Origin of the sequence: Bradyrhizobium sp. 160 (assembly GCF_023073735.1) — a bacterium.
In the GTDB taxonomy this organism is placed as follows: Bacteria; Pseudomonadota; Alphaproteobacteria; order Rhizobiales; family Xanthobacteraceae; genus Bradyrhizobium.
Genome location: NZ_JADPKD010000076.1, coordinates 19,026 through 31,825 on the forward strand (window position 1 = coordinate 19,026; position 12,800 = coordinate 31,825).

Consider the following 12,800-nt stretch of genomic DNA (forward strand, 5'->3'; position numbering starts at 1 on the left):
TCGGAAGAGGATGGATGCGGGGGTCAAGCCTGCGCATGACGATCATGCGTGTCACTCCGCGGCCTCCGCCATGTGCCGATGCCCACCCAGATCCACGACGCGCAGGGTCGTGCGGACGCGCTGCGTGGTGCCGTCCTGGAAGCGGATCACGGTGTCGACGGGAATGTCTGAATCGCCGCGGTAGATCGCATCGATGATCCTTGCGTACTTCTCGTTGATGACGCTACGGCGCACTTTGCGTGTGCGGGTGAGTTCGCCGTCGTCGGCGTCGAGCTCCTTGTAGAGCAGCAGGAAGCGCGAGATGCGCTGGGCCGGCGGCAGCGTCGCGTTGACGGTCTCCACCTCCTTGCGCAGCAACGTATAGACCTCGGCCCGCGAGGCGAGGTCGCTGTAAGTCGTGAACGAGAGCCGGTTCTTCTCCGCCCATTTCGAGATGATGGAGTAGCGGATGCAGATCATGGCAGCGAGCGTGTCGCGGCCGGCGCCCAGCACCACGGCCTCGGCGATATAGGGCGAAAACTTCAGCTTGTTCTCGATGAATTGCGGCGAGAAGCGCTCGCCGCGCGATGTCTCGGCGAGATCCTTGATACGGTCGATGACGACCAATTGCCCCTGAGCGTTGAAATAGCCGGCGTCGCCCGAGCAGAGCCACCCGTCCTTGAGGTCAGCGACGCTCGCCTCCGGGTTCTTGTAATAGCCGAGGAACATGTTGGGATGCCGCACCACGATCTCGCCGACGCCGTGGACGTCGGCGTTGTCGATCCGGATCTCGACATTGTCGGCCATTGGCACGCCTGTCGTGTCGGGATCGACCTTGCCCTCGGGATGCAACGTGTAGGCGCCCAACAGCTCGGTCTGGCCATAGAGCGTGCGCAGCGGCACACCCATCGCCTGGAAGAACTTGAACGTTTCAGGACCGAGCGCCGCGCCGCCGGTCGCGGCCGAGCGCAGACGAGTGAAACCGAGCCGGTCGCGCAGTGCGCGGAATAAGATCGCGTCGGCAAAACCCGAGCGCTTACGCTGCGCGAGTGCGGCCAGACCCGATTTCATGCCGACATCGAACAGGCGCTGCTTCAACGGCGTGGCGTCCATCACCTTGGCGCGGACATCGGCTGCGATCGATTCCCAGACGCGCGGCGCGAACAATACGAAGGTCGGCGCGATCTCGCGCAGATCGTTCATCATCGTATCGGGCTCTTCGACGAAGTTGATCTTCATCCGGCACAAGAGGCCTTTGCCGAGCACGTAGACCTGCTCCATGATCCAGGGCAGCGGCAGCACCGAGACGTATTCGTCATCAGGTCCCTTCGGATCGAAGGCGAGATAAGTCGCGCAATGGCCGAGCACGCGGCCGGCCGCGAGCATCGCCAATTTTGGATGCGAGGTGGTACCAGACGTCGTGCAGAGGATCGCGACGTCCTCACCCTTGGTCGCGTCCACGAGCCGGTCGTAAAGCTTCGGATCCCGAACGGCCCGCGCGCGGCCGAGCTCGGCGAATTTCTCGGCCGACATCAGCTTGGGATCGTCATATTTCCGCATGCCGCGGGGATCGGAATAGATGATGTGCTTCAGCTTCGGCACGCGCTCGGCGAGGGTGAGCAGCTTGTCGACCTGCTCCTCGTCCTCCGCGAATACGAGCTGCGCTTCGCCATAGGTCAGGAGATAGGCGGCTTCCTCGTCCAGCACGTCGCTATAGAGCCCGAGGCTCAACCCGCCAACGGCATGGGTCGCGACTTCCGCCGCGACCCAGTCCGGCCGGTTGTCGCCGATGATGCCGATGACGTCGCCGCGGCCGAGGCCGAGCTCGAGGAACCCGAGCGCGAAGTCGCGCACCCGCGTCTGGTAGTCGTTCCAGGTGAAGATGCGCCAGAGCCCGAGATTCTTCTCGCGCAGCGCGATCTCGTTGCCATGCTCCCTCGCATTGAGCCGAAGCATCTTGGGATAGGTGTCGGCCTGCGCAACGCGTCCTGCGTAATCCATCATGCCGCGCTCTCCTGCGCCGGCGGGGCGTCGTCCGGATCGACCAGCACCTCGTCTTCCTCACCAAGATAGGCACGCTTGACGTGAGGGTCGGCAAGAACCGCCGCGGGATCGCCCTCGGCGATCTTCTTGCCGAAGTCCAGCACCATGACACGATGCGAGATGTCCATCACCACGCCCATGTCGTGCTCGATCATCACCACCGTCATCCCGAACTCCTCGTTGAGATCGACGATGTAGCGCGCCATGTCCTCCTTCTCCTCGAAGTTCATGCCGGCCATCGGCTCGTCGAGGAGAATGAGCCGCGGCTCCAGCGCCATGGCGCGGGCGAGTTCGACGCGCTTGCGCAAGCCGTAGGAGAGGGTGCCGGCGGTGGCTTTTCGCACCGATTGGAGATCGAGGAAGTCGATGATCTCCTCGACCTTGCGGCGGTGCTCGAGCTCTTCTTTGCGCGCGCCGGTGAGCCAGTACAGCGAGCCCGTGAGGAAATTGTTCTTCAGGAGGTGATGGCGCCCGACCATGATGTTGTCGAGCACGCTCATGTGGTGGAACAGCGCGAGATTCTGGAAAGTGCGGCCGATGCCGAGCGAGGCGCGGGCGTTCGGCGTCAAACCGGTGATGTCGCGGCCCTGGTAGAGGAGCTGGCCTTCGGTCGGCCTGTAGCGACCGGAAATACAGTTCACGATCGAGGTCTTGCCGGCGCCGTTGGGCCCGATGATCGAGAACAGCTCGCCTTGCCTGATGGCGAAGCCCACATCGGTCAGCGCACGGACGCCACCGAATCGCAAGGACACGCCGCGCACTTCTAGACTAGTACCCACCAACAAATCCCTCCCGGTGACGGCGCCTTCAGTGGCGCTCTTCATCCATTGTTTTCGGGCGATCCTAGTACGGTCGTCCTGGTGAGGCCATGCAGCCATTGGTCTCGACCGGAGCCGCGCTACATTCGTTCCCATCAGGGCTCAAAGACCGCATCGCCCAAGGTGGCTCTCAATACGGGAAAGCGCTATTTTGAAATGTCTTCGGCCTGACAATTCGGTGACAAAGTTTTTCGGGCGGGCGCGGCGTCCATCTTTCGTCGGATGGCCGCCGAGGTGATCATGTTGCAGTGCAGCAGAAGGGCGGAGTGACGAAACGGTGCGGCTGGCTTCGAGATCATGATTTCAGAGGATCAACTGAAGCGCATCGCCGCCTGGTCGCGCGAGCTCACGGAGGCCGAGATCGAGGTCGCGCGCGCCGGAATCACCGAGCGGTCCTACGGCACCGGCGAGACCGTGTTCATGCGGGGCGACACCTTTGGCTACTGGGCCGGCATGGTCTTTGGCCTTGCCCGGATGGGCGGGGTGTCGCCCGACGGCAAGGAGACGAGTCTTGCCGGGCTGACGGCAGGGGCCTGGTTCGGCGAAGGCAGCGTGCTCAAGAACGAGCCGCGACGCTACGACGTGGTCGCGCTGCGCGACAGCCGGGTCGCCCTGATGGAGCGCAGCGCCTTCATGTGGCTGTTTGAGAACAGTGTCGGCTTCAACCGCTTCCTGGTCCGCCAGCTCAACGAGCGGCTCGGCCAGTTCATCGGCATGCTCGAGGTCAACCGCACGCTTGACGCCACCGCGCGCCTCGCGCGCAGCATTGCCTCGCTGTTCAACCCGATCCTCTATCCCGAATCGACTGCGCATCTGCAGATCACCCAGGAGGAGATCGGCGCGCTCTCGGGCATGTCCCGCCAGAACGCCAACCGCGCGTTGAACCGGCTGGAGAGAGAGGGGCTGCTCCGGCTCGAATATGGCGGGGTCACTATCCTCGATATCGAGCGGCTGCGCGGGTACGGGGACTAACGCGCATTTGCGGGGGCGTGCACCGGCCAGAGGTCGGCGCGCCAGCGGATCGCGATCGCCAGCATCGCGATGATCCCTGAGGCGGCATAGAGCGAACCCGTGGCCGAATAGCCGATGATGTCGATCAGACTGCCGGCCGCGAGTAGTCCGAGCGGCAGGCCGTAGATCACCATCATGCGGACGCCCATGACGCGACCGCGCAGATGTGCGCTCGCCGTCCGCATCAGGATCACGGCTGCCGAGATCATCGACATGCTCTGCGCAATACCGGCGAGGACGAGACAGGCCATGGCCACCGGCAGGGTCCTGATCTCGACGAACACCAGCAGCATGGCGTACCAGGCCAGCGTCGCGCCGATCAGGAGCCGGGCAATGCGAACTCCGTTCACCAAGCTCAGCGTGATGGAGCCGATCAGCGAGCCGACGGCGAAGCTCGCCGAGAGATAGCCGAGGCCGGTCTGGTCGGTCTGAAAGATCTCCCGCGCGATGTAGGGCAGTAGTCCGCCGGTGAAAGGAAATGCGGTGAGATTGGCCAGAAAGGCGACACACAGCGCCGCGCGCATTCCCGGGCCATTCCAGGCGTAGACGATCCCCTCCTTGAGATCGGCAAATAATCGGGACATCGCGTGACTGTTCGCCGGGAGATCGCTCGTGGTGACGGTCCTTTTCGGCCGGGTCAGGCAGAGCATGAGCAGCGCGGCCACGAGATAGAGGCATGCGATCGCCACATAGACGAGGCCAATGCCAAGAACGGCGAACAATCCGGCGCCCGTCAATGCTCCGGCGATGCGGGCGCTGTCCTGGGTGGTGCGCGCAACGCTGATGGCGCCGACCAGTTGCTCGGCCGGCATGATCTCGGCAAGCAGCGCGCCCCGGACGCCGAGATCGGAGGGCCGAATCAGGCCCATGATCGCGACAATGACCATGACACTGAGCGGCGACAAATGACCGGTCAACGCCAGAGCCATGATGGTCGACGAGAGCACCGTGTAGGCAAGGCGCATCGCGACCAGCAGGTCGCGATGACCCATGCGGTCGCCGATCATGCCGAATACCGGCGCCACCAGCGTCCCGACGAACTGGAGCGATGCAAGCACGGTGAGCAGCAGCACCGAGCCGGTCTCGACCAGGATGTACCAGCCGAGCACCAGCGTCTCGACCTCGAATGCCCAGGAGGTAAGCAGGTCGGACGGCCACTGGAAGCGATAATTGCGGATGCGGAATGGCGCGAGCGCCGATCGTCGCGCGGCTGCGCTCACGACGCGATGACGCGTGTCACGGCGATTCCTTTACTTTGTTTCTTCTTCTGCGCGAGAAGGTAGCGTCGGCGACGCCGCTGTCAATCGAAGCTGCCGCATGCCGCCATGCGCCGCCGTTTCAGCGCGCCGGCCCACCGCAACCGCGTGACCGGATTGCGGAGACCCGGCCCCGCGGATCAACGCGTCGCCACTGGCTTCCGTTCTGCCAGCGCCGCGGCCATCGCCGAGATCAGCGGACGCATGAAAAAGGCGTCCTCTGGCGGTGAGATGTCTGTACGCAGGCCGTGCGCGGCGAGTTCGCCGGAGACCGCCGGACCTACCGAGGCGATCAGCGTCCGTTGAAGGCCTGCGCGCAACTTCGCCTCGATGCCATGCGCTTTCGCGGCCTCAATCAGGCGGCGGACCTGGCCGAGATTGGTCAGCGCGATGGAATCGATCCGCCCCTCGGCCATGTCGTCGATGGCCGTGACGATGTTGGCATCCGCCGCCTTGGAATCGTAAACATACGGCAGCACGGTATCGACCTCGGCGCCTTGCGCGGCGAGCGCGCCGGTCAGCGCGCTGTGGTCCTTGTCCGGATAGAGCTGAAGGCCGAGCCGCCGGCCCTTCAAGTCGAGCCTGCCCAGCATCTCGATCACGCCCTCAGTGGTCGGCTTCTCCGTGGTCTGCTGCGCCTCGAGGCCGATCTCGCGCAGCGCCTTGCCGGGCTTTGGTCCGCGGGTGAATTTTCGCGATTTGGCAAGCGCTGCCACGAGAGCCCGATCGAGCCCACGAGCCACGGCGAGCTTCATGATCCGGCGCAGGCCTTCGCCGGTCATCAACACGAGGTCGTCGAACGGCCTGTCGATGGCGCGGCGGACCCAGGCCTCAACGGGTGCGGGGTCCGGCGCATCGTGAATGGTGAACATCGGGCACTGCACGACCTCGGCCCCTTGCTCGGCGAGAAGCTTGGAAAACTGCGCCTCCTCGCGCGTCTCCAGGATGAGAATGCGGGTGCCGTTCAAGCGATCGGCCATAGGCGTGCTCCGGTCAGTCAAATCGCAATGGTACGTTCATCCTGACTCCGCGCTTGGGATTGGCGCAAGGGCGGCGTCGGTGCTAGAGGAGGCCGCAAATCGCAGCTAGTTCCGCGGGCCTTTGCCCAAACCTTCATCAAGAGACATGCCCGATCATCAATATGTCCTGACCCTGTCCTGTCCGGATCGCCCGGGCATCGTGTCGGCTGTGTCGACGTTCCTCGCCCACAATGGACAGAACATTCTCGACGCCCAGCAGTTCGACGATGTCGAGACCAAAAAGTTTTTCATGCGCGTGGTCTTCACCGCGGCCGATCTCGCCGTGGAGTTGTCGGCGCTCCAGACCGGCTTTGCGGCAATCGCCGAACGTTTCAGCATGGAATGGCAGATGCGCGACCGCGCCGCGCACCGCAAGGTCATGCTGCTGGTGTCGAAGTCCGATCACTGCCTGGTCGACATCCTCTATCGCTGGCGCACCGGCGAATTGCCGATGATCCCCACCGCGATCGTCTCCAATCATCCGCGCGAGGTCTATGCCGGGCTCGATTTCGGCGGCATTCCGTTCCACCATCTGCCGGTGACCAAGCAGACCAAGAGCGAGCAGGAGGCGCAGATCCTCGACCTCGTCGCCAGCACAGGCACCGATCTCGTCGTGCTCGCCCGCTACATGCAGATCCTGTCGGACGATCTCTCGGCAAAACTGTCGGGGCGCTGTATCAACATTCACCACTCGTTCCTGCCGGGCTTCAAGGGCGCAAAGCCCTATCACCGGGCCCACGAGCGCGGCGTCAAGCTGATCGGCGCGACCGCGCATTACGTCACGCGTGATCTCGACGAGGGTCCGATCATCGACCAGGACGTCGAGGGCATCAGCCATCGCGATACGCCCGAAAACCTGGTCCGCAAGGGCCGCGACATCGAGCGCCGTGTGCTGGCCCGCGCGATCCGCTACCATCTCGACGACCGGGTCATCCTCAATGGCCGCAAGACCGTGGTGTTCGTGGATTAGCGAATGGTGAATGGTGAGTAGCGAATAGAAGAGGGCGCGACATTCGCCACTCCCTATTCGCCATTCGCCCCCATTCGCCCCCTTAACGTACTGCGCTGCCTGACGAAGATCCCGTCGCGCCCTTCTGCTCTTCCTTTTCGCGATCGGCCGCGGGCATCAGCCGCTTGCGTTCGCGCTCCTTCATGTAGGCGTCGTATTGCGGGGTGCCCGGCCGGGGCGGGGCATCCGCCGGCAGGCCGCCGGCCCATTGCGGGACGTAGTCGCCCATGCCGGCAGAGAGTCTTTCGTTGACGGTGCCGCAGCCGGCTAGCCCCGCTGCGAGGGCAGCGAGGACGAGGATGGAACGAAGAATCTTGGGCATTGTATCGGTGCGCGCGAGTTCGGTCGTTGGATGCCGGACCGGGCCGGCGCGAAGAGAATAGCCTTCAACACGGTAAAATAGACTTATTCGAGGTGGGTATTTTATTACCGAGGCGTGTCGATCAAGGCTCGCTGAGGTACACATTCTGCAAAAGAAAGACGAAATGCTCCATCCACGCAGCCCGTCGCGCTTCTAGACTGCCGGCCGAGGCTCGCGACAAAGTAGCGTGACCACGGCAACGGGTTTTCGTTGACAGGTCCATTTTATTTGTACAATCGTACAAATGGCGGCGGCCTCAATCTAGACGCTCGGGTCGCCGGCGTAATCCCGATGCCGCTTGCCGCCGTCGGCAATCGGAGCGCGCGGCTTGCGCCGAATGGTCGCCAAACGTCCGATTGACAATAAGGGCGCGAAAGACGCCATGTGGCGCGGCGATATAGCGCGTGCGCGCCAAGGTAAAGGCAAGGACCGGGCACTCGGTTCGATGCACAAGAGGTCAGGAATGAAGGGGAGGGACATCTGATGTTCGAACGCAAAACGTTTTCACGGACGGCAGCAGCGGCCGCCATCGCGGGCCTCGCCGCCATCGCGCCTGCGAAGGCGCAGGACGCCGTGAAGATCGGTCTGATTCTGCCGATGACCGGCGGCCAGGCCTCGACCGGCAAGCAGATCGAGAACGCGATCAAGCTCTACATGCAGCAGAAGGGCGACACCGTCGCCGGCAAGAAGGTCGAGATCATCGTCAAGGATGACGCCGCGATTCCCGACAAGACGAAGACCGCCGCGCAGGAGCTGATCGTCAACGACAAGGTCAATTTCATCGCCGGCTTCGGCGTGACGCCGGCCGCGCTCGCGGCGGCGCCGCTCGCAACGCAGGCCAAGATTCCGGAAGTCGTCATGGCGGCCGGCACCTCCATCATCACCGAGCGTTCGCCCTACATCGTGCGCACCAGCTTTACGCTTGCGCAGTCCTCGACCATCATCGGCGATTGGGCGGTCAAGAACGGCATCAAGAAGGTGGCAACGCTGACCTCGGACTACGCGCCCGGCAATGACGCGCTGAACTTCTTCAAGCAGAATTTCACCGCCGGGGGCGGCGAGGTGGTCGAAGAGGTCAAGGTGCCGCTGCAAAACCCAGATTTCGCGCCGTTCCTCCAGCGCATGAAAGACGCCAAGCCTGACGCGATCTTCGTGTTCGTGCCTGCCGGCCAGGGCGGCAACTTCATGAAGCAGTATGCCGAGCGCGGTCTCGACAAGGCCGGCATCAAAGTGATCGGACCCGGCGATGTCACTGACGACGACCTGCTCAACAACATGGGCGACGCCGTGCTCGGCACGGTCACCGCGCATCTCTACTCCGCGGCGCATCCCTCGCAGATGAACAAGGATTTCGTTGCCGCTTACAAGAAAGCCTTCGGCAACCGCCCGGGCTTCATGGCGGTGAGCGGCTATGACGGCATCCACCTGATCTACGAAGCGCTGAAGAAGACGGGCGGCGACACCAACGGCGACAAGCTGATCGAGGCCATGAAGGGCCAGAAGTGGGAAAGCCCGCGCGGCCCGATCTCGATCGATCCCGAGACCCGCGACATCGTGCAGAACATCTACATCCGCAAGGTCGAGAAGGTCGAGGGCGAGCTCTACAATGTCGAGTTCGCGACCTTCGAGGCCGTCAAGGATCTCGGCAAGACCAAGAAGTGAGCGCTCTTCTAAACCTCTCCCGCTTGCGGGAGAGCGTCGGCCACCTTTGGTGGCCGTCCTATAAGAGACGCCGAGGCGAAGCCTCGGCTATCGCGAAGCGCCGGGTGAGGGCTCTTTCAAGTCGGGATTCTCCCGTTGCCGAGACACCCTCTCCCCAGCCCTCTCCCGCAAGCGGGAGAGGGAGCAGAGCAGCCTACTCCGCTAGACCTGATACTTTCTCGACAACGATCTGCTCCCGATGACCGCAATCCTCACCAACCTGTTCGATGGCGTTGCCTACGGCATGCTGCTGTTCGTGCTCGCTTGCGGGCTTGCAGTCACGCTCGGCCTGATGAATTTCGTCAATCTTGCCCATGGCGCCTTCGCGATGGCCGGGGGCTATATCTGCATGGTGCTGGTCAACCGAATGGGCTGGCCGTTCTTCGCCGCCCTGCCGCTCGCCTTCATCTCCGCGGCCGCGATCGGCATTGCGCTCGAACGCACGCTCTACCGCCACCTCTATGCGCGCAGCCATCTCGACCAGGTTCTGTTCACCATCGGCCTGACCTTCATGTCGGTCGCGGCCGTCGACTACATCCAGGGATCCTCGCGCGTCTTCATCAATTTGCCGGCCGCGCTCCAGGGCCAGTTCGACGTGTTCGGCGTCGGCATCGGCCGCTACCGGCTGATGATCATTGTGATCTGCGGCTTGCTCACCATCGCTTTGCAGATGGTGCTGGCCAAGACCCGCTTCGGCAGCCGTCTGCGCGCCGCCGTTGACGATCCGCGCGCCGCCAGCGGTCTCGGCATCAACGTACCGCAAGTGTTCGCGTTCACCTTTGCCTTTGGTTGCGGGCTCGCCGGCCTCGGCGGCGCGCTGAGCGCCGAGATCCTCGGCCTCGATCCGTACTTTCCGCTGAAGTTCATGATCTACTTCCTGATCGTGGTCACCGTCGGCGGCTCGTCCTCGATCACAGGGCCGTTCTTGGCCTCGCTCCTGCTCGGCATCGGCGACGTCGCCGGCAAATATTACGTGCCGAAGATGGGCCCCTTCGTGATCTACACCATGATGATCGTGATCCTGATCTGGCGCCCGAACGGCTTGTTCGGCCGCACGGCCGCGCGCTGAGTTTGCCGATGAGCGCCTCCTCCGACGTCGGCTATCACGCTCAGCGCCAGGCGCGCTGGCACTTTGGCGAAATCGCCTTCTGGCTCATCGTGCTGGCCTGCGGCTTCGCCTTTCCCACGCGCTATCTGATCATGACAGACATCCTGCGGCTGGCGCTGTTCACGATGTCGCTCGATCTCATCCTCGGCTATGCCGGCATCGTCTCGCTCGGCCATGCCGCGTTCTTCGGCGTCGGGGCCTATGCGGCGGGACTCCTCGCGCTGCACGGCATCATCAAAGAGCCCGTGCTGGCGCTCGTCGCCTCCGGCCTTGCCGCGATGGTGCTCGGCTTTGCCACCAGCTTCCTGGTGATCCGCGGCGTCGACCTGACCCGACTGATGGTGACGCTCGGCATCGCCCTGCTGCTGGAAGCGCTGGCCGAGCGCTTCTCCAATATCACGGGTGGCACCGACGGCCTGCAAGGCATCGAGATGCAGCCGATCTTCGGCGAGATCCCGTTCGACATGTTCGGCAAAGCCGGCTTCTTCTACACACTGGCTGTGCTGTTCCTCCTGTTCCTGTTCGCGCGCCGCGTCGTGCATTCGCCGTTCGGCCTGTCGCTACGTGCGATCAAGAACAATCCGCTGCGGGCCGCCGCGATCGGCATTCCGGTCAACCGCCGCCTGATCGCGATCTACACGTTGGCGGCGTTCTATGCCGGCATCGCAGGCGCACTGTTCACCCAGACCACCGCGATCGCCTCGCTCGACGTGTTCGCGTTCGAGCGCTCCGCCGATCTGATGCTGGTGCTCGTGATCGGCGGCACCGGCTATCTCTATGGCGGGCTGATCGGCGCGGTCGTGTTCCGCATGCTCCAGGAACTGTTCTCGACCATCACCCCGCAATATTGGCAGTTCTGGATCGGCCTGGTGCTGGTCGTGATCGTGCTGATTGGCCGCCAGCGCCTGCACCGCTGGGCGCTCTATGTGCCGAACCTGATCATCAAGCAGGTGGCCGGGCGCAAGGCCGTTGTCGCTGTGCCGGAGAGCGACGCATGACCATCGCGCTCGAAACGAAGAATCTCGAAAAGCAGTTCGGCGGTCTGCGGGTCACCCGCGACCTGTCGCTCAAGGTCGAGCAGGGCGCCCGTCACGCGCTGATCGGCCCCAATGGCGCGGGCAAGACCACCGTCATCAACCAGCTCACCGGCGTGCTCAAGCCGAACTCAGGTCGCATCCTGCTCGAAGGCCAGGACATCACGGATCTGCCCGTGCACAAGCGCGTGCTGCGCGGCCTGTCGCGCACCTTCCAGATCAATCAGCTCTATCCCGACCTGACCCCGCTCGAAACCATCGGCCTTGCCGTCTCCGAGTGCCTTGGCCATGGCGGCGACTGGTGGCGGCGGATGGGCACTCGCAGTGACGTCAATGGCGAGATAGCCGATCTGCTCACGCGCTTCCATCTGCTCGACGTCATGAACGAGCAGACCGTGACGCTGCCTTACGGCAAGCAGCGCCTGCTCGAGATTGCAGTCGCAATCGCGGCCAGGCCGCGCGTGCTGCTGCTGGACGAGCCTGCCGCCGGCGTGCCCGAGAGCGAGCGCCACGACATTCTGGCGGTCGTCGGCGCGCTTCCGCGCGACGTCACGGTACTCTTGATCGAGCACGACATGGACCTCGTGTTCTCCTTTGCCGACCGTATCTCGGTGCTGGTCTCGGGCGCGCTGCTCACGGAAGGGCCGCCCGACCAGGTCGCGCGCGATCCGCAGGTCAAGGCAGTCTATCTCGGCGAGGAGGCGGTCAATGTCTGACCTGCTCGCGATCGACGCGCTTCGCGCCGGCTATGGCGAAGCCGTGGTGCTGCCCAGCATGTCCTTGCGCCTCGCCGAGGGGCAGGTGCTGGCGCTGCTCGGCCGCAACGGCACCGGCAAGACCACGCTGATCAATTCCATCGTCGGCGTCACCCGCCGCTTCTCCGGCTCTATCGCGCTCGCCGGGTTCGACGTCACGGCCATGCGGCCGGACCAGCGCGCGCGCGCCGGCATTGGCTGGGTGCCGCAGGAGCGCAACATCTTCCGCTCGCTCACGGTCGAGGAGAACATGACCGCGGTAGCCCAGCCCGGCCCGTGGACGGTCGAGAAGGTCTACGAGATGTTCCCGCGGCTGAAGGAGCGGCGGAGCAATTTTGGCAACCAGCTCTCCGGCGGCGAGCAGCAGATGCTGGCGATCGGCCGCGCGCTGACCCTCAATCCGAAGGTTCTGCTGCTGGACGAACCGACCGAGGGCCTCGCCCCCATCATCGTCGAGGAGCTGCTCAAAGCGATCGGCACCATCACCAGGGCGGGCGGCATCTGCTCGATCATCGTCGAGCAGAATGCCCAAAAGATTCTGGGGCTGGCCGACCGCGTTGTGATATTGGAGCGCGGAACGATCGTCCACGACGCCCCGAGCGCCGCGCTGACGGCCGACCCCTCGGTCCTGGAGCGTCACCTCGGCGTCGCCGGGGCGGCGACCCACTAACTTGTCCGACGCGTTTTCTTAACGCGAACCGGTAGC

At 63.9% G+C, this 12,800-nt stretch carries 12 protein-coding genes; 7 read left to right on the forward strand and 5 right to left on the reverse strand.

Translation table 11 applies throughout. From position 1 onward, the window contains the following. Positions 1–51: 51 nt before the first annotated feature. Both IVA98_RS31890 and IVA98_RS31895 read right to left on the reverse strand, forming a co-directional pair. Positions 52–1,983: a long-chain fatty acid--CoA ligase gene (locus IVA98_RS31890; RefSeq protein WP_247356341.1), complete on the reverse strand. Its 1,932-nt coding sequence runs from the start codon at positions 1,981–1,983 to the stop codon at positions 52–54. After that, positions 1,980–2,846 (reverse strand): ABC transporter ATP-binding protein, encoded by an 867-nt coding sequence (locus IVA98_RS31895; protein WP_249817136.1) that lies wholly within the window; start codon positions 2,844–2,846, stop codon positions 1,980–1,982. The genes IVA98_RS31890 and IVA98_RS31895 overlap by 4 nt, the downstream gene beginning before the upstream one ends. 291 nt (positions 2,847–3,137) lie before the next feature. Here IVA98_RS31895 and IVA98_RS31900 point away from each other — a divergent pair, with 291 nt between their 5' ends. Then, the gene (locus tag IVA98_RS31900) at positions 3,138–3,812 is read left to right on the forward strand and encodes a Crp/Fnr family transcriptional regulator (protein WP_247356351.1); all 675 of its coding nucleotides are present in this window, start codon (positions 3,138–3,140) and stop codon (positions 3,810–3,812) included. Here IVA98_RS31900 and IVA98_RS31905 read toward each other — a convergent pair. Both IVA98_RS31905 and IVA98_RS31910 read right to left on the reverse strand, forming a co-directional pair. Further along, the gene (locus IVA98_RS31905; protein WP_247356353.1) at positions 3,809–5,071 is read right to left on the reverse strand and encodes an MFS transporter; all 1,263 of its coding nucleotides are present in this window, start codon (positions 5,069–5,071) and stop codon (positions 3,809–3,811) included. The genes IVA98_RS31900 and IVA98_RS31905 overlap by 4 nt on opposite strands. A gap of 176 nt (positions 5,072–5,247) precedes the next feature. Next, a complete protein-coding gene (locus IVA98_RS31910) occupies positions 5,248–6,087 on the reverse strand; it encodes a uroporphyrinogen-III synthase (RefSeq protein WP_247356355.1) in 840 nt (279 codons plus the stop codon). Between the two features lie 145 nt (positions 6,088–6,232). On the opposite strand from IVA98_RS31910, the gene purU reads away from it, so the two are divergent. Then, positions 6,233–7,096 carry a formyltetrahydrofolate deformylase gene (gene purU / locus IVA98_RS31915; protein ID WP_247356366.1) on the forward strand — a complete coding sequence of 288 codons (864 nt, stop codon included), beginning with the start codon at positions 6,233–6,235 and terminating at the stop codon, positions 7,094–7,096. An 82-nt stretch (positions 7,097–7,178) separates the two neighbouring features. Here the strand turns inward: purU and IVA98_RS31920 are convergent, their stop codons facing one another. Continuing rightward, positions 7,179–7,457, reverse strand: a complete 279-nt coding sequence (locus IVA98_RS31920; RefSeq protein WP_247356368.1) for a hypothetical protein — start codon at positions 7,455–7,457, stop codon at positions 7,179–7,181. A gap of 522 nt (positions 7,458–7,979) precedes the next feature. On the opposite strand from IVA98_RS31920, the gene IVA98_RS31925 reads away from it, so the two are divergent. The 5 genes from IVA98_RS31925 to IVA98_RS31945 all read left to right on the forward strand — a co-directional run bounded on the left by IVA98_RS31925 (position 7,980) and on the right by IVA98_RS31945 (position 12,764). Further along, complete coding sequence (locus IVA98_RS31925; RefSeq protein ID WP_247356370.1) at positions 7,980–9,158, forward strand: ABC transporter substrate-binding protein; 1,179 nt, start codon at positions 7,980–7,982, stop codon at positions 9,156–9,158. 238 nt (positions 9,159–9,396) lie between these two features. After that, on the forward strand, positions 9,397–10,266 hold the full coding sequence (locus IVA98_RS31930; protein ID WP_247356371.1) for a branched-chain amino acid ABC transporter permease: 870 nt from the start codon (positions 9,397–9,399) through the stop codon (positions 10,264–10,266). A gap of 8 nt (positions 10,267–10,274) precedes the next feature. After that, positions 10,275–11,303 carry a branched-chain amino acid ABC transporter permease gene (locus IVA98_RS31935; protein ID WP_247356373.1) on the forward strand — a complete coding sequence of 343 codons (1,029 nt, stop codon included), beginning with the start codon at positions 10,275–10,277 and terminating at the stop codon, positions 11,301–11,303. Continuing rightward, the gene (locus IVA98_RS31940) at positions 11,300–12,055 is read left to right on the forward strand and encodes an ABC transporter ATP-binding protein (RefSeq protein WP_247356375.1); all 756 of its coding nucleotides are present in this window, start codon (positions 11,300–11,302) and stop codon (positions 12,053–12,055) included. The genes IVA98_RS31935 and IVA98_RS31940 overlap by 4 nt, the downstream gene beginning before the upstream one ends. Then, the gene (locus IVA98_RS31945; RefSeq protein ID WP_247356377.1) at positions 12,048–12,764 is read left to right on the forward strand and encodes an ABC transporter ATP-binding protein; all 717 of its coding nucleotides are present in this window, start codon (positions 12,048–12,050) and stop codon (positions 12,762–12,764) included. Before IVA98_RS31940 ends, IVA98_RS31945 begins: the two co-directional genes overlap by 8 nt. The last annotated feature ends 36 nt before the right edge of the window (positions 12,765–12,800 follow it).

Coding starts and splice junctions, on each gene's coding strand:
- IVA98_RS31890 (WP_247356341.1), bottom strand. CDS start 1,983: ATGATGGATTACGCAGGACGCGTTGCGCAGGCCGACACCTATCCCAAG.
- IVA98_RS31895 (WP_249817136.1), bottom strand. CDS start 2,846: ATGAAGAGCGCCACTGAAGGCGCCGTCACCGGGAGGGATTTGTTGGTG.
- IVA98_RS31900 (WP_247356351.1), top strand. CDS start 3,138: ATGATTTCAGAGGATCAACTGAAGCGCATCGCCGCCTGGTCGCGCGAG.
- IVA98_RS31910 (WP_247356355.1), bottom strand. CDS start 6,087: ATGGCCGATCGCTTGAACGGCACCCGCATTCTCATCCTGGAGACGCGC.
- purU (WP_247356366.1), top strand. CDS start 6,233: ATGCCCGATCATCAATATGTCCTGACCCTGTCCTGTCCGGATCGCCCG.
- IVA98_RS31920 (WP_247356368.1), bottom strand. CDS start 7,457: ATGCCCAAGATTCTTCGTTCCATCCTCGTCCTCGCTGCCCTCGCAGCG.
- IVA98_RS31925 (WP_247356370.1), top strand. CDS start 7,980: ATGTTCGAACGCAAAACGTTTTCACGGACGGCAGCAGCGGCCGCCATC.
- IVA98_RS31930 (WP_247356371.1), top strand. CDS start 9,397: ATGACCGCAATCCTCACCAACCTGTTCGATGGCGTTGCCTACGGCATG.
- IVA98_RS31935 (WP_247356373.1), top strand. CDS start 10,275: ATGAGCGCCTCCTCCGACGTCGGCTATCACGCTCAGCGCCAGGCGCGC.
- IVA98_RS31940 (WP_247356375.1), top strand. CDS start 11,300: ATGACCATCGCGCTCGAAACGAAGAATCTCGAAAAGCAGTTCGGCGGT.
- IVA98_RS31945 (WP_247356377.1), top strand. CDS start 12,048: ATGTCTGACCTGCTCGCGATCGACGCGCTTCGCGCCGGCTATGGCGAA.